17 protein-coding genes and 1 pseudogene are annotated in these 22,638 nt (G+C 67.3%); 12 read left to right on the top strand and 6 right to left on the bottom strand.

Going from position 1 to position 22,638, the window contains the following annotated elements; translation table 11 throughout:
* Window positions 1–18 precede the first annotated feature (18 nt).
* Window positions 19–1,197, top strand: a complete 1,179-nt coding sequence (ubiM, locus tag V3B41_RS03505; protein ID WP_049432178.1) for a 5-demethoxyubiquinol-8 5-hydroxylase UbiM — start codon at window positions 19–21, stop codon at window positions 1,195–1,197.
* An 11-nt stretch (window positions 1,198–1,208) separates the two neighbouring features.
* On the opposite strand, the gene V3B41_RS03500 is transcribed toward ubiM, so the two are convergent.
* Complete coding sequence (locus tag V3B41_RS03500) at window positions 1,209–1,430, bottom strand: RNA-binding S4 domain-containing protein (RefSeq protein ID WP_010486399.1); 222 nt, start codon at window positions 1,428–1,430, stop codon at window positions 1,209–1,211.
* Between the two features lie 266 nt (window positions 1,431–1,696).
* On the opposite strand from V3B41_RS03500, the gene V3B41_RS03495 reads away from it, so the two are divergent.
* From V3B41_RS03495 to V3B41_RS03470, 6 genes are all read left to right on the top strand, one after another.
* On the top strand, window positions 1,697–3,634 hold the full coding sequence (locus V3B41_RS03495; protein WP_329860100.1) for a DEAD/DEAH box helicase: 1,938 nt from the start codon (window positions 1,697–1,699) through the stop codon (window positions 3,632–3,634).
* Between the two features lie 226 nt (window positions 3,635–3,860).
* The gene (locus V3B41_RS03490; protein WP_197620377.1) at window positions 3,861–6,284 is read left to right on the top strand and encodes an EAL domain-containing protein; all 2,424 of its coding nucleotides are present in this window, start codon (window positions 3,861–3,863) and stop codon (window positions 6,282–6,284) included.
* A 109-nt stretch (window positions 6,285–6,393) separates the two neighbouring features.
* Window positions 6,394–8,058 (top strand): diguanylate cyclase, encoded by a 1,665-nt coding sequence (locus V3B41_RS03485; protein WP_329860098.1) that lies wholly within the window; start codon window positions 6,394–6,396, stop codon window positions 8,056–8,058.
* 34 nt (window positions 8,059–8,092) lie between these two features.
* Window positions 8,093–8,815: a pseudouridine synthase gene (locus tag V3B41_RS03480; protein ID WP_012510490.1), complete on the top strand. Its 723-nt coding sequence runs from the start codon at window positions 8,093–8,095 to the stop codon at window positions 8,813–8,815.
* Between the two features lie 114 nt (window positions 8,816–8,929).
* A complete protein-coding gene (locus V3B41_RS03475) occupies window positions 8,930–9,994 on the top strand; it encodes a sensor domain-containing diguanylate cyclase (protein ID WP_049426649.1) in 1,065 nt (354 codons plus the stop codon).
* 122 nt (window positions 9,995–10,116) lie between these two features.
* A complete protein-coding gene (locus V3B41_RS03470; RefSeq protein WP_197633223.1) occupies window positions 10,117–11,277 on the top strand; it encodes an AAA family ATPase in 1,161 nt (386 codons plus the stop codon).
* 70 nt (window positions 11,278–11,347) lie between these two features.
* Here the strand turns inward: V3B41_RS03470 and V3B41_RS03465 are convergent, their stop codons facing one another.
* Window positions 11,348–12,295, bottom strand: a complete 948-nt coding sequence (locus tag V3B41_RS03465; RefSeq protein ID WP_049426647.1) for a DMT family transporter — start codon at window positions 12,293–12,295, stop codon at window positions 11,348–11,350.
* A 79-nt stretch (window positions 12,296–12,374) separates the two neighbouring features.
* On the opposite strand from V3B41_RS03465, the gene V3B41_RS03460 reads away from it, so the two are divergent.
* Window positions 12,375–12,989, top strand: coding sequence for a Pr6Pr family membrane protein (locus V3B41_RS03460; RefSeq protein ID WP_049426646.1), 615 nt, complete (start codon window positions 12,375–12,377; stop codon window positions 12,987–12,989).
* Here V3B41_RS03460 and V3B41_RS03455 read toward each other — a convergent pair.
* Window positions 12,910–13,773, bottom strand: coding sequence for a DUF72 domain-containing protein (locus V3B41_RS03455; RefSeq protein ID WP_100443641.1), 864 nt, complete (start codon window positions 13,771–13,773; stop codon window positions 12,910–12,912). The genes V3B41_RS03460 and V3B41_RS03455 overlap by 80 nt on opposite strands.
* Window positions 13,770–14,213 (bottom strand): VOC family protein, encoded by a 444-nt coding sequence (locus tag V3B41_RS03450; RefSeq protein WP_049427701.1) that lies wholly within the window; start codon window positions 14,211–14,213, stop codon window positions 13,770–13,772. Before V3B41_RS03450 ends, V3B41_RS03455 begins: the two co-directional genes overlap by 4 nt.
* A 110-nt stretch (window positions 14,214–14,323) precedes the next feature.
* On the opposite strand from V3B41_RS03450, the gene V3B41_RS03445 reads away from it, so the two are divergent.
* The 3 genes from V3B41_RS03445 to agp all read left to right on the top strand — a co-directional run bounded on the left by V3B41_RS03445 (window position 14,324) and on the right by agp (window position 19,196).
* Window positions 14,324–15,886, top strand: coding sequence for a serine hydrolase (locus V3B41_RS03445; RefSeq protein WP_197620374.1), 1,563 nt, complete (start codon window positions 14,324–14,326; stop codon window positions 15,884–15,886).
* A 133-nt stretch (window positions 15,887–16,019) separates the two neighbouring features.
* Complete coding sequence (gene smrA, locus V3B41_RS03440) at window positions 16,020–17,852, top strand: multidrug efflux ABC transporter SmrA (protein WP_049427698.1); 1,833 nt, start codon at window positions 16,020–16,022, stop codon at window positions 17,850–17,852.
* 120 nt (window positions 17,853–17,972) lie between these two features.
* Window positions 17,973–19,196 (top strand): bifunctional glucose-1-phosphatase/inositol phosphatase, encoded by a 1,224-nt coding sequence (agp, locus tag V3B41_RS03435; RefSeq protein ID WP_329860092.1) that lies wholly within the window; start codon window positions 17,973–17,975, stop codon window positions 19,194–19,196.
* A 48-nt stretch (window positions 19,197–19,244) separates the two neighbouring features.
* On the opposite strand, the pseudogene V3B41_RS03430 reads toward agp, so the two are convergent.
* Window positions 19,245–20,204, bottom strand: a pseudogene (locus tag V3B41_RS03430) (polysaccharide lyase); the annotation flags it as partial.
* Between the two features lie 211 nt (window positions 20,205–20,415).
* Here V3B41_RS03430 and V3B41_RS03425 point away from each other — a divergent pair.
* Entirely contained in the window at window positions 20,416–20,652 is a 237-nt protein-coding gene (locus V3B41_RS03425) for a hypothetical protein (protein WP_295547946.1), read from the top strand.
* A gap of 89 nt (window positions 20,653–20,741) precedes the next feature.
* On the opposite strand, the gene V3B41_RS03420 is transcribed toward V3B41_RS03425, so the two are convergent.
* Window positions 20,742–22,550 (bottom strand): DUF885 domain-containing protein, encoded by a 1,809-nt coding sequence (locus V3B41_RS03420; RefSeq protein ID WP_014036483.1) that lies wholly within the window; start codon window positions 22,548–22,550, stop codon window positions 20,742–20,744.
* Window positions 22,551–22,638 lie beyond the last annotated feature (88 nt).

Here is a 22,638-nt window from a genome sequence, read left to right as displayed (position 1 = left end):
CAACGGCAGGAGGCGCGCATGCGCAGGATGGACGTGGTGGTGGTCGGTGCCGGGCCGGCAGGCCTGTGCTTCGCGCGCGCGCTGGCCGGCAGCGGCCTGCAGGTCGGGCTGGTCGACGTCCAGCCGCGTCAGGCCTTGGCCGAGGCCGCCTTCGATGGCCGCGAGATCGCGCTGACCCACGCCTCGCGGCAGAGCATGGAGCAACTGGGGCTGTGGCAGCGCCTGCCGCACGCCGAAGTTGCCGAACTGCGCGATGCCAGGGTGATGAATGGTGGCTCGCCGTTCGCGCTGACCTTCGCCAGCAGCCAGGTCGATGGCCAGCCGCTGGGTTGGCTGGTACCCAACCATCTGATCCGCCGCGCCGCGTGGGATGCGGTGCAGGGCCAGGACCGCCTGGAGCTGTTCGACGGGCGCAAGGTGCTGGGCGTGCAGGCCGACGCGCAGGGCCACGTGGTCAAGCTCGATGACGGCAGCCAGTTGCATGCGCGCCTGCTGGTTGCCGCCGACAGCCGCTTCTCCGCCACCCGCCGCATGCTCGGCATCGGCGCGCAGATGCGCGACTTCGGCAAGTCGATGCTGGTCTGCCGCATGCAGGTTGAGCGCGATCATCACCACACCGCGTGGGAGTGGTTCGGTTACGGCCGCACCATGGCGCTGCTGCCGCTCAACGAGGGCCAGGCATCGGCGGTGATCACGCTGCCGCCGCGGCAGATCGAGGAGCTGCTGGCGATGGACGAAGTGGCCTTTGGTGAGGCCGTCAGTGCTTGCTTTGAACACCGCTTGGGCCGGATGCAGCCGGTGGCCACGCCGCAGGCGTATCCGTTGGTGGGGGTGTACGCCCACCGCTTCGTCGGCGAGCGTTCAGCGCTGGTCGGCGATGCCGCGGTGGGCATGCACCCGGTCACTGCACATGGCTTCAACCTGGGCCTGGCCAGCGCGCAGCGGCTGGCGCAGGGCATCGTCGCGCAGCAGCGACGCGGTGCCGATATCGCCGCCGCGGGCATGCTGGCCAGCTACCAGCGCGGTCATCGGCTGGCGTCGCGGCCGCTGTACGAGGCCACCAACGCGATCGCCAGCCTGTACACCGACGACCGCCGCCCGGCGCGCCTGCTGCGGGCGGCCGGTCTGCGTCTGGCGCAGGGCGTGGCTCCGTTCAGGCAGCTGATCGCCTCGCACCTGACCCAGCGCGTGGCCTGAACCCGTTCAGATCAGCCGGCGGCCAGCACCCGGATCTGGCTGTCGGCGAATTCCACCACCTGGCCTGCGCGGATCTTGCAGGCCTTGCGCAGTTCAACTTCGCCATCGACCCGTACCTGGCCGTCACCGATGACCATCTTGGCTTCGCCGCCACTGGTGACCAGGTCGGCCAGCTTCAGCAGCTGCTTGAGTTCGACGTAGTCACCGTCGAGGTCGAATTCGAGAATCTGCATGGAACGGGTTTCCTGGGAAGGGGCGCGAGCCAGCGGCCGGGCCGGGGACGAGGGCGCGTATTGTGCGCCAGCGCGGGGCATGACGGCACGCGCACGGCAAGCTGTACGCCTCGTTCAGCATCAATGCGGTATCATTCCACTCTGAGCGAGTGAAATCTCCTCCGACCGAGCAGCGCCAGGGCACGCGATAAGAAGGGCGCCCAAAGCGCGGACCATCACCTTTTTGTCGCACTGCCAGGAAGACGGCAGTGCCTTCGGAGTTCCCCATGTCCCAAGATTCCCAAGCGCCGCTGCAGTTTGCGCAGCTCGGCCTGTCCGAGCCCGTGATGCAGGCGGTCACCGCCATTGGCTATGAAACCCCGTCGCCGATCCAGGCTGCCACCATCCCGGCGATGCTGGAAGGCCGCGACGTGCTGGGCCAGGCCCAGACCGGCACCGGCAAGACCGCAGCGTTCGCACTGCCGGTACTGTCCAACATCGACCTGCAGCAGATCAAGCCGCAGGCCCTGATCCTGGCGCCGACGCGCGAACTGGCCATCCAGGTTGCCGAGGCGTTCCAGTCCTATTCGTCGAAGATTCCGGGCTTCCGCGTGCTGCCGGTGTACGGCGGCCAGCCGTACGGCCAGCAGCTGTCGGCCCTGCGCCGTGGTGTGCACATCGTGGTCGGTACCCCCGGCCGCGTGATCGACCACCTGGACCGCAGCACCCTGGACCTGTCCGAGCTGAAAACCCTGGTGCTGGACGAAGCCGATGAAATGCTGCGCATGGGCTTCATCGACGACGTCGAAGCCGTGCTGAAGAAGCTGCCGGAGCAGCGCCAGGTGGCCCTGTTCTCGGCCACCATGCCGCCGCAGATCCGCCGCATCGCGCAGACCTACCTGCAGGACCCGGTGGAAGTGACCATCGCGGCCAAGACCACCACCTCGGCCAACATCCGCCAGCGTTACTGGTGGGTGAGCGGCATGCACAAGCTGGATGCGCTGACCCGCATCCTGGAAGTGGAGCCGTTCGACGCGATGATCATCTTCGCGCGTACCAAGGCCGGCACCGAAGAGCTGGCCAGCAAGCTGCAGGCCCGTGGCCTGGCCGCTGCCGCCATCAACGGTGACATGCAGCAGGCCCAGCGTGAGCGCACCATCGCCATGCTGAAGGAAGGCAAGCTGGACATCCTGGTCGCCACCGACGTGGCCGCGCGCGGCCTGGACGTGGAGCGCATCAGCCACGTGCTGAACTACGACATCCCGTACGACACCGAAAGCTACGTGCACCGCATCGGCCGTACCGGCCGTGCCGGCCGCAGCGGTGAGGCGATCCTGTTCGCCACCCCGCGCGAGAAGGGGATGCTGCGCCAGATCGAGCGCGCCACCCGCCAGCCGATCGAAGAGATGCAGTTGCCGAGCGTGGAAGCGGTCAACGACACCCGCATCAACAAGTTCACCTCGCGCATCACCGAAACCCTGGGTGCCGGTGGCCTGGACTTCTACCGCCAGCTGCTGGAGCGCTTCGAGAACGAGCAGAACGTGCCGGCCATCGAAGTGGCCGCCGCGCTGGCGAAGATGCTGCAGGGCGATACCCCGTTCCTGCTGCAGCCGCCGGTGCGTGCCCCGCGTGAAGAGCGCGCGCCGCGCGAGCGCTTCGACCGTGGCGACCGCCCGGAACGCGGCGATCGCTTCGACCGCAACGAGCGTGGTCCGCGCTTCGAGCGTGGCCCGCGTCGTGACGACGCCGAAGGTGGTTTCGAGCAGCGTCCGCGCCGCGAGGTTCCGCCGCGTGGTGCACCGGAGCAGGGCATGGAGACCTACCGCATTTCGGTGGGCCACCAGCATGGCGTGAAGCCGGCCAACATCGTCGGCGCCATTGCCAACGAAGCCGGACTGGAAAGCCGCTTCATCGGCCGCATCGACATCCACGACGACTTCTCGCTGCTGGACCTGCCGGCGCAGATGCCACCGGACGTGCTGTCGCACCTGCAGAAAGTGTGGGTGTCCGGCCAGCAGCTGCAGATGCGTGCGCTGGCCCCGGGTGAAGACACCAACCCGGCCCCGCGTCCGTTCAAGCCGCGCTTCGACAAGCGTGGTCCGGGCGGCCCGGGTGGCCCGCGTCGTGGTGGTCCGGGTGGCCACGGCGGCGACCGCGGCGGTGACCGCGACAGCCGCCCGCCGCGTCGTGACGGCTTCAAGCCGCGCGGTCCGCGCAGCTACTGATCCGTACCGCAGCCATGACAACGCCAGCCTCCGGGCTGGCGTTGTGCGTTATGGGGCTGGAAAAGGGGACGGAGGGGATTAAGTCGTGAATGGCTGGCCGGGGCGCTTATGCCGAAAACGAGTTAATCCCCTCCGTCCCCTTTTCGCATGGCCAACACATTCCCGGTCCTAGGCTGAGCCGGTTCCAAAGGAGGTTGTCACCGCATCACATTCGGGGGGATCCGGGATGGGTAGGAGTGGCACTGACCAACAGAGCCGGCGGGTGCCGATGACCCGTGGCCTGGGACTGCGGTTTGCGTTGTTGACGGGCATGGCGATTGGACTGGTCGCACTGTCCGCCTTGATCCAGGAACTGCAGGCGGCTTCCACCGCCTGGATTGCTGGCCAGGGGTACTGGTCGCGGGGGCAGCAGGATGCGACCGCCGCACTCAGCCGCTACCTGGCGCGTGGTGATGCCCAGGACCTGGACGATGCGCGCCGGGCCCTGCAGGTGCCCATGGGGGATCTGCAGGCGCGGCTGGCACTGGAGCAGGCCGAGCCGGACGAGGCCAAGGCCCGGCAGGGATTCCTGCGGGGCGGCAACGCGCCCGCCGATATTCCACGACTGGTGTTCTCGTTCCGGTATGCACGCGACATCGGTGCATTCCGTGAAGCGACCGCCCTGTGGCGGCAGACCGATGGCGACCTGATGGCCGTGCAGCGGCTGGTGGATGAGCTGCAGCAGCGGCATGGCCAAGGCGTGCTGCCGGTCGCTGCGCGTGACCGCTACCTTCAACAGCTGCGTGATCTCGACCGTCGCCTGCAGGTGCAGGCGCAGGCGTTCTCGCAGGCATTGCTGCGCATGGCCACCCTGGTGCGCATCGCGACGCTGGTGGTGGGAGGACTGTCGGTGCTGGCGATCAGCCTGATGGCGGTGGCCCTCGCGCGCCGGGTAGGCAAGGACCTGACCGAACACGAGAGCCGCTTCCGCGCGGCGTTCTACCAGGCCAACGTCGGCATGCTCAAGCTTGACACCGAGGGCAGGGTGGTCGAAGCCAACCAGGCGATGGCCGATATCCTCGATTACCGGCGTGAGGTGCTGCTGCAGATGTCGCTCGGCGATCTGCTGATGGAAGGCGAGCTGGTCATCGACGGCGTTGGCCGCATCGACTGGGACCGCCAGCTGCGGCCGAGCGAACTGCGCTTCTGCCGCCGTGACGGCAGCCTGGTCTGGGGGCGCTGGAGCGGTACCGGGGTGCGCAGTGCCGGCGGTGGCCTGTCGGTGTTCGCGATCATCGAGGATGTCAGCCAGAACCATGCACTTGCACGCGAGATCGAGCACCACGCCAGCCATGATCCGTTGACCGGCCTGATCAACCGTCGCGAGATCGAACGCCTGCTGGAACGCGCGCTGCTGCAGGTGCGCAGCGATGGTGGAACGCATGCGCTGTGCTACATCAATCTTGACCACTTCAAGCTGGTCAACGACAGTTTCGGCCACGCCGCCGGCGACCAGATGCTGCGCAGCTTTGCCGACTACCTGGTGGCTGCGGTGCGTGATGGCGACTGGGTCGGGCGACTTGGCGCCGATGAGTTCGCGGTGTTCCTTGCCCATGCCAGCCAGGACGAAGCCAAGCGGGTGCTGCAGCGGGTGATCCGCAATCTGGGGCAGGCGACCTTCCCCATCAGTGAAGGCAGTCCGCAGCTGAGCTGCAGCATCGGCGTGGTCGAAGTCAGCGCCGACGCACCCGATGTGAACTGGCTGATGAGCGCTGCCGACAGTGCCTGCTATGCCGCCAAGCAGGCCGGCCGCAACCGCGTGCACTGCTTCAACGAGAACCGCATGGCACTGGAGGAGCGGCGGCAGGAGGCCGAGCGCCTGCAGGGTGTCAGCCTGGCGATGGCCGAGAACCGGATGCTGCTGTATGCGCAGCGCATCGCCCGGGTTGGCGATCCGTCCTACCTGCACTACGAAGTGCTGGTGCGCATGCGGGGCACCGACGGCAGCCTGCACCTGCCCGGACAGTTCATGCCCGCGGTGGAGCGCTATGGCATGGCGGTAGCGCTGGACCGGCATGTGCTCGGACTGCTGTTCCGCCACCTGCAGGTCTGCCCGGTGCATGTCCGCCAGTTGGGGCTGTGCAACGTCAATGTATCTGCCCAGTCGATTGCCGAACCGGGTTTCCTTGCCTTCGTCTGCGACCTGCTTGAACGCAACCGTGCGCTGGCTTCCAAGCTGTGTTTCGAGATCACCGAGACCGCAGCGATCAGCAACCTCAGCCAGGCCCGTGCGTTCATCGATGCGGTCAAGGCGCGGGGCTGCCGGATGGCACTGGACGACTTCGGCTCCGGCCTGTCTTCTTTCGGCTACCTGCGCCAGTTGCCGGCGGACATCCTGAAGATCGACGGCGCCTTCGTGCGGGACATGGATACTGACCCGGTCAGCCACGCCACGGTGCGTGCGATCAGCGAGCTCGGGCGCGAGCTGCAGATGGAAGTGGTGGCGGAGTGGGTGGAGACTGCCGAGGTCGCCGGTGCGCTGACCCGGCTTGGCGTACAGGGCCTGCAGGGCTACGCGATCGAGCGCCCGCAGCCGCTGGAGCGGATGACCCTCGCGGACCTGAGGCCGTTCCGGCTGGTGGCCGTGAAGGGGCCGCCCAGCGCTGGCTGAACCGCGGGCGCCGACTTTGGTCTACACATGCGCGGCGTGCCCGGCTGCGATAATGCGCGCCAGGGGCGACGCGCAGTGGGCGCGGACGTAAGCAGGAACAGGACGTGGCGTGGGCGGCAGGCAGTGGCGGTATGGAACAGGAGCGGTGCTGGCCGTCCTGATGGTGTGGTTGGCGTTGCCGTGGCCGCTTCAGGCTGCAGAGGCCGTGTCGGGCCGTGATTATCTTCTGGTCGGCGGCGCGACCGACGAGCCGACGCCGCACCGTGCGTGCACGCCGCAGATGCTGTCCGGCGCCCGCCAGCAGGCCGAGGTGCCCGCACCGCCCGCTGGCTGGTCGGGGGAACCGCAGGCACTGGATGTGTTCAACGTCTTTGCCGGTGAAGTGCGCGTCCAGCATGGCGAACGCGAAATCTGCGGCGACATGCATGATGCACGTACCCGCGATTCGCGTTTCCGTGCTGGTATCGGCATGGTGGCCGTACCACCGGCCGGCAGCCACGAGCCCTTCCTGGTTTCCTGGCAGACGCCGCTGAAAACACGCTGGGTACCGACCCTGCGGCTGGGCGCGCCCAGCCCGGTGCAGCAGAACGATACCGCGCGCCTGCTGGTACGTGCCGCCTGCATCGCGGTGGCGATCGCGCTGGCGCTGTCGGCGCTGATGGCGTTCCTGACCACGCGCGACCGCAGCTTCCTGGTCTATATCGCCTGCACCACCGTGCTGGTGTTGTGGCAGGCCGTCCTCGGTGGGCTCAGTGGCTACCCGGAACCCTGGTTGCCGGTGGGGGAGCAGGGCGCGAAGTGGCTGCTGTCGTTGACCGCGGCCTCGCAGGCGCTGGTGCTGCCAGCGCTGTGGCGGCTGAACGGAGGCGACCGCGTGCTGCCTCGATCACGCCCGGCGCAGCTGCTGGTGTTGTGGACCCTGATGGCGCTGGCCGCGCTGGTGCCGTGGCTGCGCTGGGAGCATCTGGCCTGGGTCGCACAGGGCCTGCAGGTGTCCTATCTGTCCGGGTGTGGCCTGGCACTGCTGGTCGGCATATGGGCGCGCTGGCGCGGAGACCGTTGGGCGCAGGCGGGCCTGGCTGCACTTGCACCGATGCTGGTGCTGATCATCGCCGATGCCTGTGGTGCGGAGTGGCTGCTGGAATACCGGGTGGAAGCGTTGCAGCTGGCGGTGACCTGGCTGCTGATGATGGCGGCCTATGCCCTGAACCAGCGGCTTGGCCGCTTGCGCCAGCAGCGTGACGAGCTGCGCCAGCTGGCCGAGACCGATGGCCTGACCGGCCTGCCCAACCGTCGTGCCGGCCTGCAGCAGCTGGCGCGGCATCTGGAGCGTGTCAACCGCGAGGGCGGGCCGTTGGTGATCGGCTTCCTCGACATCGACCTGTTCAAGGATATCAACGACCGTCATGGCCACGCGGTTGGCGACCAGGTGCTGGTGGCCGTTGCGCGGGCCCTGCGTACGGCGGTGCGCAGCCAGGACGAAGTGGTGCGGATGGGCGGCGAGGAGTTCCTGCTGCTGATGCCGGGCATGCCGCGTGAGGCGGCATCGGCGCGGCTGGACCGCCTTCGCCAGCGCATCACCGAGGCTGGCCAGGCGCTGCAGGTAGCGGGGCTGGAGGTGACCGCCAGCATCGGCCTGGCACAGTGGCGGCCGGGCGAGGATGACCTGGCGGCACTGCTGCGGCGGGCCGACCATGCCATGTACGTGGCCAAGCGCGCCGGCCGCAACCGTGTATTCGACGGTGAAGAGCTCGATCCGCCCGGCCCGGCATGAGGCGCAGCGGGCGGCGATGCCGGATAATAGGGCGATGACCACCCGACTCAACAAACACATCGCCGACACCGGCTTCTGCTCCCGCCGCGAGGCCGATCGCCTGATCGCCGCCCGCCGCGTCACCGTCAACGGCCACCCGGCCGGCACCGGTGCGGTGGTGGGGGAAGAAGACCAGGTGCTGGTCGACGGCCAGCCGCTGCGCGCCCGCGTCGCCCGCAAGCCCGGCACCCGCCGCCACGTCTACATCGCGCTGAACAAGCCGGTCGGCGTCACCTGCACCACCGAAACATCGGTCAAGGGCAACATCGTCGACTTCGTCGGCCACGAACAACGCATCTTCCCGATCGGCCGCCTGGACAAGGAGTCCGAAGGCCTGATCCTGATGACCAGCAACGGCGACATCGTCAACCAGATCCTGCGCGCCGAGAACGGCCACCAGAAGGAATACCTGGTGGCGGTGAACAAGCCGGTGACCGATGAGTTCCTGCGCGGCATGGCCCGCGGCGTGCGCATCCACGACCAGATGACCCTGCCGTGCAAGACCTCGCGCATCGCCAAGTTCGGTTTCCGCATCACCCTGCAGCAGGGCCTGAACCGGCAGATCCGACTGATGGCCGCTGAGTTCGGCTATCGCGTGACCCAGCTGCGCCGTGTGCGCATCGACAACATCAAGATCGGCGCGCTGAAGCCGGGCCAGTGGCGCAACCTGACCGAGCAGGAGCTGCAGGGCCTGCTGCCGAAGCAGCTGGACTGGTAAACCACGCCTGTAGGGCCGAGCCATGCTCGGCCGCCATTTGCCGGATGCAGCCGGGCATGGGCCCGGCTCTGCATAAGCTAGACTTCGCGGTGACCTGCCGGAACGTGACGCTGCATGATCAAGCCCGACAAGCCTGCCAATGAAGCCCTTCGGCTTGAGGCGCTGTACCGCTACCGCATCCTGGATTCGGAGCGCGAAAAATCCTTCGACGACCTGGTGGTGATCGCCAAGGCGGTCTGCGGCACCTCGATGGCGGCGGTGACCCTGATCGATGTCGAACGGCAATGGTTCAAGTCGATCCAGGGCATCGATGCGGCGGAGAACCTGCGCAGCGAATCGATGTGCGGCCACGCCATCCTGCAGCCGCAGGAAATCATGGTGGTCGAGGACGCGCTGCAGGACATCCGCTTCCACGACAATCCGGTGGTGACCGGCGATCCGCACATCCGCTTCTATGCCGGTGCGCCGCTGATCAGTTCCGATGGCCTGCCGCTGGGCACGCTATGCGTGTTCGACGCGCATCCGCAGCACCTGGCCAGCGACAAGGCCGAAGCGCTGGCCGCACTGTCGCGGCAGGTGATGCTGGTGATGGAACTGCGCCGCTTCGCGCTGGACATCCAGAAGCACATGCTGGAGCGCGACGATTACGAGCGCCTGCTGTCGGAATACCAGGACGTGCTGCTGGCCCAGAACGCCGACCTGACCGAACAGAGCCGCACCGACGCCTTGACCGGCCTGCCCAACCGTCGTGCGATGGCGGCCGCACTGGAAGAGGCGGTGGCCGGCAATCCACCCAGTGTGGCCTGCGTGGCGCTGCTGGACATCGACCACTTCAAGCACATCAACGACTTCCAGGGCCACGCCACCGGCGACCGCGTGCTGGCCGAGCTGGGCGCACTGCTGCGCTCGCACTTCGCCGGCCGCGGCATGGCCGCGCGCTATGGCGGCGAGGAGTTCGTGGCGGTGATGCCGGCAACCGACCTGCGCACTGCCGAACTGCAGTGCGAGTTCCTGCGCCTGGCCGTGGCTGACCTGCCATTGGGGTTCCCGGTGACGATCAGCATCGGCATCGCCCAGCACCAGCCCGGTGAGAGCGTGGATGACACGCTGGCACGTGCCGACAAGGCGCTATACCGGGCCAAGGGCAATGGCCGCAACCGGGTGGAACTGGCAGGCTGAAGCCCTGCATGCCGTAGATCCACGCCATGCGTGGATGCTTTTGCCGATTGGATCACGCCGTGTCGCGGCCTGTGCGATTGCGCCCAACGAAAATGCCGCTCCTGTTCCCACGGACGCCGACCATGCTGCAGACCCTGGCCATCGCCCACTATCGCTCGCTGCATGGGCTGGTGCTGCCGCTGCAGCAGTTGAATGTGGTGACCGGCGACAATGGCAGTGGCAAGTCCAGCCTGTACCGCGCGCTGCGCCTGCTGGCGGAGACCGCACAGGGCGGCGTCGCGGCCGTGCTGGCCCGCGAAGGTGGGCTGGGTTCGGCGCTGTGGGCGGGCCCGGAAAAAATAGACCGTCGGGTTGCTGCCGGCGAAATCCCCTTGCAGGGCGGCCCACGCCAGGAATCGGTGGGATTGAAGCTGGGCTTCACCACCGACGAATTCGGCTATGCCATCGATCTCGGTTATCCGCCGCCCAGTCGCTCGGCGTTTGCGCTGGATCCGCAGATCAAGGCGGAGGCGATCTGGGCCGGGCCGTTCCTGCGCAGCGCCAACCTGCTGGTCGACCGACGTGGGGCGGTGGTGCGGCGGCGCCATGCGCGCGGCTGGGATCTGGTCGATGACCGGTTGTCACTGTTCGACAGCCTGTTCACCCAGGTCGGCGATCCGCAACGCATGCCGGAAACGATCACCTTGCGCGAGTACATCCGTTGCTGGCGCTTCTACGACCATTTCCGCAGCGATGCCGATGCCCCGGCGCGGCAGCCGGCGATGGCCACGCGCACGCCGGTGTTGCATCACGATGGCCGGGATCTGGCGGCGGCCTGGGTGACCATCCTCGAGATCGGTGACCCCCTTGCGTTGGCACGCAGCGTCGACGATGCGTTCCCGGGCGCCACGGTGGGCTTTGAGGAGCTGGATGGACGCTTGGCGCTGCGCTTCCACCAACCCGGGTTGCTGCGGCCATTGTCGATGGCCGAACTCTCCGACGGCACGCTGCGCTTCCTGCTGCTGGCGGCGGCGCTGCACACGCCACGCCCGCCGCCGCTGCTGGTGCTCAATGAGCCGGAGACCAGCCTGCACCCGGACCTCCTGCCGGCGCTGGCGCGGCTGATCATCGCGGCCAGTGCGCGCAGCCAGGTATGGGTGGTGTCGCACGCCAGCCGCCTGATCGCGGCGCTGGAACAGGCGCCGGGGTGCCATTCGCTGCATCTGTACAAGGAGCAGGGCCGCACGCTGCTGAGCGGGCAGGGCCTGCTGGATGCCCCTGCATGGCACTGGCCGCAGCGCTGACCGATTGATCCGCACGCCGCTCGTCGCTGCGTTGCTGCGTTCAGTAGATCCACGCCATGCGTGGATGCACTCAATCGGCGATGTTGCGCGCCTCGGCAGTGCCAAGGATTTCCGGATGCTGCACCGGCTTGCGGCGGTTCAGCAGCGGATGCAGGAACACGGCGCCGACGATGATCGCCACGCCCAGGTAGAACCACGGGGTGACCTCGTGCTGCTCGCGCAGCAGCACCACCGCCAGCAGCACCGCATAGACCGGTTCCAGGTTGGTCACCAGCTGCACCGTATAGGCGCTCAGGTGGCGCAACGCGACCAGTGCCAGGGCAAACGGCAGCAGCGTGCAGAACCCGGCCAGCACCAGCAGCAGGATGCCGTCGTGCAGATTCGGGACCACCCACAGTGGGCTGGCCAGCGCTGGCAGCAGGTAGGGCATCAGCGGCGCCAGCAGCGTCAGGGTGAGGGTGCCGGCACCCAGCTCCAGCGCGGTGACCGTGAGCGGATCCGCATGACTGACCATGCGCTTGTTGAGCGAGCCGAACACCGCCACCAGCAGCGCCGAGATCGCGCCGATCAAGACACCCAGGCGCATGCCATCGGGCACGCCACCGACCACCAGCGCGACACCCGGCAGCACCGCCAGGCCGAACGCCAGCTCACGCAGCTGGAATGGCCGCTTGGCCACCCACGGTTCGATGATCGACGTGAACACCGGCGCCAGCGCGATGCAGGTGGCAGCCACCGAGGCATTGGCCAGCTTCACCGCGCCGTAGAACGTCAGCCAGTGCAGGGCGACCAGCGCGCCGATGCCGGCGTAGCCCGCCACCAGCCGCAGGGGCAGGGTGCGCAACCCGCGCCAGACCCGCGGCAGCAGGGCCAGCATCGCCGTCACCAGCAACATGCGCCACCACACCAGCGGCAGTGCGGGCAGGGTGATCAGCTTGCCGAGGATGGCAGTGACGCCCCACAGCAGGACACAGAAATGGATCTGCCACAGCGCTTTGCGGGTGTCGGATGTGCTCATCCGCTTATTGTGCGGCAATCGCGCGGCCGCCGGCGATGCCTGTGGCATGCTCGCGGAAACTCCCCTGGGGAACCCAGCAATGGCTGCCAACCGTTCCGCCCTGCGTGCATGGGCAGCGCTGACTGCACTGATGGCCGCCACCTCGTTGCTGCTGCAATTCCTGTTGCTGCTGCGCGGCCCCGGGGCGGCTGCCGGGGTCGGCATGGCGACGCTGCGCTTCGTTGGTTACTTCACGATTCTCAGCAACCTGGCGGTGTGCCTGGGATGCGTCAGGCTGATCCGTGCGGGTGTGCTGAACACGACTGTCGCCGCGGTGATCGCGTTGTGCATCGGGGTGACCGCGTGCATCTACGTCCTGGCGTTGCAGGGGCTGTGGCAGCCCTCCGGGCTGCAATGGTGGGTTGATGCCGGCCTGCACTACGCTGTGCCGGCGCTGTACCTGCTGGGGTGGTGGTGGCTGCTGCCGCATGGGGCGCTCCGCTGGCGCGCACTGGGCGGGGGGCTGCTGGTGCCGCTGGTGTACCTGGGCTGGGCGATGCTGGTCGCCGAAGTGACAGGGCAGGCGCCGTATCCGTTCCTCGAACTGCAACGCCTGGGGCTGGCAGCGTTCCTGCTCAACGTGCTGCGCGTTGCGAGCGTGTTCGTGGTGGGGTGGACCCTGCTGTGGGGGTTGGACCGCTGGCGCCGTCGATGAGGCGCTGCAAGGCCATCGCCGCCGCCGGATTGCGGGCCTTGCCCGCGCCGATGCACAGCAGGTAGACCTCACGCGGGGCTTCCGCGGCAGGGCCGGCCAGGCAGGGCAGGTCAGCCACCGGCTCGCCGCGTGACCAGCGCAGCGCACGTTCCGCCCAGCGCTGCTGCACGGACCCCGGCAGGCCCTCGTTCAAGCGCACCTGGCTGCGCTTGATCCGCGCGTAGACAAAGCCGGCACTGGCATCGCCATGCAGCGGCGCCTCGTCGCTGTCCTCGATCACCAGTGCCACGCCGTGGTGGCGCGCGGCGGCGACCAGCGCCGGGCCATGTACCTCAGCGTTGCGCACCTCCAGCGCGTGTTGCAGCGGAACCCCTTCCAGCTGCTTCGGCAGCTGCGCCATCAGTGCGTCCAATGCATCGGCGTCGGCTGGATGGCGCGGATCGAACTGCCACAGCAATGGACCGAGCCGGTCACCGAGCGCGAGTGCCGCCTGCAGGAACGGCGTGGCAGCCTCCACGGTGCTGGACAGGTCGCGGCGCTGCACCAGGTAGCGTGGCGCCTTCATCGAGAAACGGAAGCCTTCCGGTGTCTGCGCGGCCCACTGAGCGCACTGGGCGGCAGTCGGCGTGCGATAGAAGGTGCCATTGATCTCGATGCAGCGCAGGGCGCGGCTGGCATGGGCAAGTTCCTCGCGCTGCGGCAGGCCCGGCGGATAGAACACGCCGCCGCGCCATTCCGGAAACACCCAGCCGCCGATGCCGCAGCGGATCGCTCCGGCGGTCACTGGCCGTGGTCCGCGCGCCACGGATCGTAGCTGCCGAACCACCACAGGTAGCCTTCCGGATCGGCGCAGGCATAGCCACGGCCGCCGTAGTCCTGGTCGGCGATGTCGATGACGATGCGGGCGCCTGCGGCCTTGGCCCGGGCGTAGTGCGCGTCGGCATCGGTGACGATCACGCAGGCACTCTGGGTCTGGCGGCCGCCCACTTCGTCCGGCATCGCGGCATGCTGGCTCCAGGCGCTTTCCTTGTTGGCCGAGCCCAGCATGATCATGCCGTTGCCGAAGGTCAGCTGGGCGTGGAACACGGTATCGCCGTCGGCATACACCGCCTGGGCATGGAAGCCGAAGGCGCGCTGCAGCCAGTCGATCGCCGCCTGCGCATCGCGGTAGCGCAGGCAAGGAATGATGGTGGATCCATTGCTCGGTTGGCCGTTTCCGTCCATGACACCCCTCCTATGGCACAGGGCAGCCTGCGCCGATGACCGTTACCATCGCGCGAACCCCTGATGACGGCCTGCACATGGCCGCCACCCCTGTTCGGAGATCGTGCTGGATGAAACCCTGGATTGGAGGAGCCGTGCTGCTGGCATGCACGACCATGGCAAGCGCGGCCACCCCGGCGCAGCTGCAGGACCTGGATGCGACCGTCGAGCGCGTACGCGCGCAGTTCGACGTGCCCGGCATCGCCGTGGCCGTGGTCAAGGACGGCCAGGTGGTGCTCGAGCGCGGCTGGGGCGTGCGTGAACAGGGCAGGCCGGAGCCGGTCCAGGCCGACACCCTGTTTGCCATCGCTTCCAATACCAAGGCGTTCACCGCAACCTCGCTGAACCTGCTGGCCGAGGACGGCAAGCTGAAGATGGACGACAAGGTGATCGACCACCTGCCGTCGTTCCGCATGTCCGATCCGTTCGTGACCGGCCAGATGACGATCCGCGACCTGCTGTCGCATCGCAGCGGGCTGAGCCTGGGCGCCGGTGACCTGCTGTTCTGGCCGGCCACCTCCTACAGCAACGCCGAAGTGGTGGAGCGACTGGGCAGGGTGCCGCTGAAGGGCGGTTTCCGCGAAAGCTATGCCTACGACAACATCCTGTACGCGGTCGCCCAGCAGGTGATCGAGCATGTTTCGGGCATGAGCTACCAGCAGTTCCTGCAGGCGCGCATCTTCGACAAGGTCGGCATGGCCGGCACCCGCTACAACGCCGATCACCTGAAGCCCGGTGACAAGGCCGCCGTCGGCCACGCCAAGTACGATTTCAAGGACCTGCGCACCGTTGCGCCGCTGACCTGGTCGAACAACGCCGGCGCCGGTGGCATCTATTCCAGCGCGCATGACATGGCGCGCTGGATGCAGGTGCAGCTGGCCGAAGGCAAACTGGCCGATGGCACGCCACTGTTCACCGAAAAGAGCCAGCAGCAGATGTGGCGGATGATCACGCCGCAGTCGATCCCGGCGCCGAGCGTGCCGGAGCTGGCACCGGCGCGGGCCAATTTCGCCGGCTATGGCGAAGGCTGGAGCCTGAGCGACTACCGCGGGCAGAAGCTGGTCTGGCACACCGGTGGCTGGCCGGGCATGGTCTCGCGACTGACCCTGGTGCCGGGCGAGAAGCTGGGCGTGGTGGTACTGACCAACCAGGAAGTGGGTGCAGCGTTCAACGCGATCACCCTGAGCGTGCTCGATGCCTACCTGGGCGGTGAAAAGCACGACTGGGTGGATGCCTATGCCAAGGCCGTGGCCAAGGGCCAGGAAAAGGCCGACGAGGCCTGGGCCAAGCACCAGAGTGCACGCGACAAGGGCAGCCGGCCGTCGCTGGCGCTGGCCGGCTACACCGGCACCTTCCGTGACCGCTGGTACGGTGACATGCAGGTCAGCAGCGAGGGCAAGGGCCTGCGCCTGCGCTTTGCGAAGACCGCGCAGCTGAGCGGGCGACTGGAACACTGGCAGCACGACACCTTCATCGTCCGCTGGGACGACCGCTCGCTCAACGCCGATGCATTCGTGAACTTCAGCCTGGATCCGGATGGCAAGGTGCGCGAGGTGCGCATGCAGCCGATTTCCGACCTGACCGATTTCAGCTTCGATTTCCAGGACCTGCTGTTCACCCCGACTGAACGGTAGATGCCGACCTTGGTCGGCATGCGGTACGGCGCCCACCAAGGTGGGCGACTACCAGGGGCGGAGCGGTGATCATCGGCTGGCGTACACATCCGGCGTGGGATACTCCGCCGCTTGCAAGAGGCGAGGGAATGCAATGTTCCGTTGGTTTGAATCCCTGATTCCGGTGTTCCCGCCCGTGGACGGGCGCATGCCACCACGCAAGGTGCTGCCGTTCTACCTGCACTACCTGCGCCCGGTGTGGCCGGTGCTGCTGGCCACGCTCATCGCCGGCCTGCTGCTGGCGCTGGTGGAAGTGGCGATGTTTGATTACCTGGGCCGCATCGTCGACATGGTCGCCGAGCAGCCGGGCGCCGACTTCTTCAAGCGCCACGCCAATGAACTGGGCTGGATGCTGTTCATCACGGTCATCGCGCGGCCGATCCTGGTCGGCCTGCACAACCTGCTGGTCAACCAGGCCATCGTGCCCGGCCTGAGCAACCGCTCGCGCTGGCTGATGCACAACTACGTGGTGCGGCAGAGCCTGAGCTTCTTCCAGAACGACTTTGCTGGCAGCGTCGCCAACCGGGTGATGCAGACCGGTACCTCGCTGCGCGAGTCGGCGGTGCAGATGGTCGATTCGCTCTGGTACATCGTGGTCTATACCGGCACCGCGCTGTACCTGTTCGCGCAGGCCGACTGGCGGCTGATGGTGCCGCTGATCCTGTGGCTGCTGGCCTATGCGGTGATCCTGTTCTACTTCGTGCCGCGCGCGAAGGAACGGGCGTGGATCGCGTCGGAGGCGCGTTCCAAGGCCATGGGCCGCATCGTCGATGGCTACACCAACATCCCCACGCTGAAGCTGTTTGCCCATGGCGGGCGCGAGCAGGCCTACGTGGCAGAGTCGATCCAGGAGCTGGCGGTCAAGCACCGCGCACAGACCCGCATCACCACCGGCATGGACCTGACCATCGCCATCGTCAACGGCTTTCTGATCGCCGGTACCTGCGGTCTGGCGCTGTGGCTGTGGAACGGTGGCCACATCACCGTCGGCGCGATCACCCTGGCCACCGGCCTGGTGATCCGCATCCACAACATGTCCGGCTGGATCATGTGGACCATCAACGGCATCTTCGAGGACATCGGCACGGTGCAGGATGGCATCACCACCATCGCCCAGCCGCTGACCGTGCAGGACCGCGACGATGCGGTGCCGCTGCAGGTGACCCGGGGCGGCGTGCACTTCCAGGACATCCACTTCCACTACGGCAAGAAGGGTGGCGTGATCGCCGGCCTGGACCTGGTGGTGAAGCCAGGCGAGAAGATCGGCCTGGTCGGTCCGTCCGGTGCCGGCAAGTCGACCCTGGTCAACGTGCTGCTGCGCCTGTACGACCTGGAAAGCGGCCGCATCCTGATCGACGACCAGGACATTGCCTACGTTACGCAGGAAAGCCTGCGCCAGCAGATTGGCGTGGTCACCCAGGACACCTCGCTGCTGCATCGCTCGATCCGCGACAACCTGCTGTACGGCCGTCCGGATGCGACCGACGAGCAACTGCACGCAGCCGTGGCCAAGGCGCGAGCGGCCAGCTTCATCGACACACTTGTGGATGGGCAGGGCCGTCGCGGCTACGACGCGCATGTCGGCGAGCGCGGCGTGAAGCTGTCCGGTGGCCAGCGCCAGCGCATCGCCATTGCCCGCGTACTGCTGAAGGACGCACCGATCCTGGTGCTGGACGAAGCGACCTCGGCGCTGGATTCGGAAGTGGAAGCGGCCATCCAGGACAGCCTGGACGAACTGATGGGTGGCAAGACGGTGATCGCGATCGCGCACCGGCTGTCGACCATCGCGCGCATGGACCGGCTGGTAGTGATGGACGAGGGCCGCATCGTCGAGACCGGCACCCATGCGGAACTGATTGCGGCTGGTGGACTGTACGCGCGGTTGTGGGCGCGGCAGACCGGTGGTTTCGTGGCCGCCGATCAATGACCGCTGCGGGGGTCAGAGCCTTCTCTGCGAGAGGGATCCGACCCCGGTCCTGTATCCCTTGGGGTCGGATCCCTTTCCGAAGGAATGGGCTCTGACCCCAGCGTGCTTCTGGAGACCTGCATGATCCTCCCCCTACGCTCCCTGTTGCTGGCGCTCGCGCTGGGCATGAGCACTGCGACCGCGATGGCCGCACCCGCCGCAGACGAGCAGCTTGAGCAGGTCATCCTGCTCAGCCGCCACAACCTGCGCGCGCCGGTGGTGGCCTCCGGCGCGCTCGCCAACGCGACACCCGAGACCTGGCCGCGCTGGGAGGTGGCACCGGGCGAGCTGACCACCAAGGGCGGCGTGCTGGAGGCATACATGGGCCGTTACATCGGCCAGTGGCTGCGCCAGGCTCAGCTGTTGCGGGCCTCGGGTTGCCCGCAGCCGGCTGACTCCCGCGCCCATGCCAACAGCTTGCAGCGTACCCAGGCCACCGCACAGTTCTTCGTTGCCGGTGCCTTCCCGGGCTGCCACGTTGCGATCGAGCAGCGCATGCCGCTGGGCACGATGGATCCCTTGTTCAATCCGGTGATCCACAACAGAGACACGGTCTTCCGCGAGCGCGCGCTGTCGGCAATGCAGCAAGCGCTGACCGACGTGGACCTGGCGCCGGCACTGGCGGTGGTGGAGGCGGTCACCCGCTACCCGGAGTCGGCGGCGTGTACCGGCCGCGGCGACTGCCATCTGACGCTGGCCGATACCACCTTCAGTGCGGAGCCGGGCAACGAGCCTCGCGCTTCGGGTTCACTGGCGCTGGCCAGCGGAGTGGTGGATGCGCTGCTGATGGAGCACTACCAAGGAAGTGGCATTCCGCGCGAAGGCTGGGGCCGCTTGAACAACGAGGCGCAATGGCAGGCGCTGGCGCAGATACGCAATCGCTACCAGGACATCCTGTTCGGTACTCCTGAAGTTGCTCGTGATGTGGCCGCACCGCTGCTGGCACGGGTAGACGCGCTGTTCAAGGATCCGGCGTCACCGAAGGTGACCCTGCTGGTCGGTCACGATTCCAACATCGGCTCCGTGCTGGCTGCGTTGGGCATCGCTGACTACACGCTGCCGGGCCAGTACGAGAAGACGCCGATCGGAGGCCTGTTGCAGTTCGAGCGCTGGCGTGGGCGTCGCAGTGGCCTGGAGCGTTTCCGCGTGTCCTACGTCTATCCCACCACCGGGCAGCTGCGCGATGCGCTGCCGCTGACCGAGGTGCAGCCGCCGGGCCGCGTCGCACTGTCCTTGCCGGGCTGTAGTGCACAGGGCTGCAGCAGCGCGCAGTTCCAGCTGCTGCTGCAGCGGGCGATGCGCTGAGGCACGCGGCCAGCGCAGGGGCGTGCGCACGATGCCGTGCGCGGCCATCAGCGTAAGGTCGCCACCCAGCCGCGGTGAGTGGAACGGTCCGCGTGCATGTGCGGCATCGAACAGGCCGCCATCCGGTGAGCGCAGCCGATAGAACTCGACCCAGCCGCTGGCCTTCAGTGGCAGCTGTGCGACGCCGGTGCGTTGGTTGAACCACGCGGGGTCGTTGCTTCCACCGATCACCCGGCGCGCCAGGCGGTCGATGGCGTGATCGCGGCTGGCGTACCAGTCCTGGCCGCGCAGCCGCGCCAGTTCGGCCATCATCACCAGTGGCGCCAGCGCGTAGTCGTGGTAGTGCAGGGCACGCTGTCCGCGGGCCATTTCCAGCGGCAGGCTGCCATCGTCCTGGATGTCATCGATGCCCTTCTGGAAGGCCGCGTGGCCGGCCTGCCAGAGGGCCTGGTCATCGGTGGCCAGGCCGGTAGCCAGCACGCCCAGGCCGCCCCAGTAGTAGTGGTTGTTGCGGCGCCGTTTCGGGTTGTCCCAGTAGGCCAGGTTGGCGCGTGCCAGCTGTTGCAGCCACGGATCGATGCGTGCGCGCTGCTGCGGGTCGGCCTGGTCATGCACCTTCAGGTAGGCCATGGCCACTGCATCGAGCATCCACTGCCGCATGTAGAACGACTGGTCGTTGTTGACCCGGATCATCTGCCCGAGCATGGCGCCTCCGTCTGCCCATGCCACCAGCCATGCCAGCGTGCATTGCGCCGCCGCCGGGTCACCGTTGCGCAGGTAGTCGTCGCTCATGCGTGCCACGTCGGCGGCATAGCGGTCCAGTGGCGCGGTGGCGTCATGATTCTGCTGGTGCAGCGCCGGGTCGATCACCGAGCCGGCCTTGTCGGTGTAGTAGCCCAGGGCACGTATGTCGGGCTGACCGGGCGGTGGTGGAGGGCAGGCGCCGAAGACACAGGCGCTGGCCAGCAGCGTGGGCAGCAGTGCAAGACGGAACAGGGGGAGAGACATGGACGCTGGTGGAAGGGGGAACCCGGCGAACGATGCGCCCGGAGTCGTTCGCCAGGTGTGAGGTCACGCACGCCCGATGTGCAACTGTTCAGGACCGTAGCGGCTCCAGCGTGGCGGGAAGGACGCGTTGCCCCGTAGGCGACGCGTGCCCTTCTGGACAGCGGGGGGGCGATGTAGTCTGCGGGTGGTTCACCTACTCCGGAGATCGACCATGAAAATCACAGACTTCCTCGTGATGGATCACTATGGCGACCAGATTGATGCCGATCCCCATGGCAACAACATTGCATTCTGCTGTTTCGACTGCGGGCATCCCATACTGGCCGTCGCGCTGGAGAACCAGCGTGGGTTTGATGAAATGCATCCGGCGGCATGCCGGGGCTGCAAGGCGAAATACTTTCTTGATATCCGCAGCCATGCCGGGAAGATGTACATACACCGGATGTGAGGCATTCGGGCGCTTCAAACGAGAACGGCCCGGGAAGCCCGGGCCGTGAGGTACTGCCAGACCCGCGGGGCATTCAGCCCCGCGCCCGATCATTCGATCGGCTGGTCCAGCATCAGCTGGCGTGCGAAACGCACCGGCGGTGCGCCGTAGGACAGCACCTGGTCGTGGTAGGCCTTCAGGTTGAACTTGTCGCCCAGCTTCTCCTGCACCGCCTTGCGGGTGTCGAAGTGCTCCTGCGCGCCGACGAAGTAGGTCGGCAGCTGCGCCGAGGTCAGCTGTGCACGCACCCACTTGCCGGCCGCCTCGCTTTCCTGCTGGAACGCGTCGTGGGTCATCAGGTGCATCGCCTTTTCGCGATCCCAGTTGTCCACGTGCACGCCCTGGTCGAGGATCGCGTTGGAGATCGTGCGCAGGTAGAACTTCAGCTGCACCAGGTGGAACAGCGGATCGTTGTTGAGGTAACCCTGCTCCTGCATCATGCGCTCGGTGTAGACCGCCCAGCCTTCGGCGAACAGGCCCGAACGCAGCACCGCACGCAGGGTGGAGGGGAACTTGGCCGAGTGCCAGCCTTCCAGGTAGTGGCCCGGGGTGCCTTCGTGGATGCTGAGCAGGTGGATCATGCGCGAGTTGTATTCACGCAGGAACGAGTCGACCTGCTTCTCGTTCCAGTCGTCCGGAATCGGCGACACGGCGTAGAAGGTCTTCAGGTTCTTGTCCAGCGGGCCCGGCGAATCGCAGTAGGCCACGGCCACGCCACGCTGGAATTCCGGCATCAGGATGATGTCCACCGGCGCGTCGGGCAGGGTCACCAGGTCGTGCTCGCGCACGAAGGCGGTGGACTGCTCCAGCGCGGCCTTGGCATCGTCCACCACCTTGTCGCGTGCCGGCTTGTCGGCGTAGGCCAGTTCCAGCGCGGCCTCGATCGCCTTCTGCTGCTGCTCGTCGGTCGGCTGGGCCGGCATCTCCGGCGCACCCGGCTTGTCCTTCAGCACGGTCTGCGCGATGCCGTACATGTCTTCGCGCACGCGCTTGAGTTCGGCACGTGCACGCTCACCGATCTCCTGGCGCGACAGCGACGAGCTCAGCGCGAACTTCAGTTTCTGGTCGTACTTCTCCGCACCGATGCGGAAATCACCCTTGGCGTTCGGCACCAGGGTCTTGTCCAGCCATGTCTGCTGCTCGTCCACGGCCTTCTTCAGCCCGTCGATGGCAGCCTGCAGGCGCTGCTGGTCGGCCTGCGGCAGTTCACCGATGTGCGGGGTGATGAAGGTATCGACGATGCTGAGGATGCCCTTGTTCTGCTTGGCCACGGTCTCGGCATGGATCTTCGGCACGCGCGCCGGATCCAGGTTCTCGCGGGCCTGGGCGAAGATCGCCGGCAGCTTCTCCATGCGTGCGGTGGCCGACTTCAGGCGTTCCGGCAGCGGTGCGAATTCACGCGCCATCAGGCCGTAGATCGCGCTGCCGGCGATGCCGTTGTACAGCTGCGGGTCCCACTTGCCGGACTGCAGCACTTCGGCGTTCCAGATTTCCGACTGCAGCTGGTTGCGCAGGATCGCCGCGTCCACCTGGTTCTCGCGGCCCAGCTTGGCCACCTCGATCTTGTCCAGTTCGCCCAGCAGCGCCTTGTAGGCGGCCACGGTCTTCTGCTGGCCGGCGGCACTCAGGTCGTCCAGTTCGCTGTCGTAGCGGTGGTCGCCGATCTGGGTGGCGCTGACCGGCGAAAGCTGCATCCAGGTGTCCAGGGCGCGCTTGGACAGATCGGCGAAGGCGGCATCGACCGCTGCGTCACCGGCCTGCTGGCTGGCGGCCGGGGTGGAACCGTTGGTCGGGGCGTCGGCCGGCTGGCAACCGGCGAGGGCGGCGACCAGGGCGAGGGCAAGAAGATGCGGGCGCATCGGCGTTCCTGTACAGGGTCAAACCCCGAGCATAGGGCCCCGGGGCTGCTTTGTCCCCGTGCCATAGGATTACCATGGGCGCAGACAC

Source organism: Stenotrophomonas sp. SMYL89 (assembly GCF_036319985.1).
Lineage (GTDB): Bacteria > Pseudomonadota > Gammaproteobacteria > Xanthomonadales > Xanthomonadaceae > Stenotrophomonas > Stenotrophomonas maltophilia_Q.
This window is presented reverse-complemented; position numbering and strand designations above follow the sequence as displayed.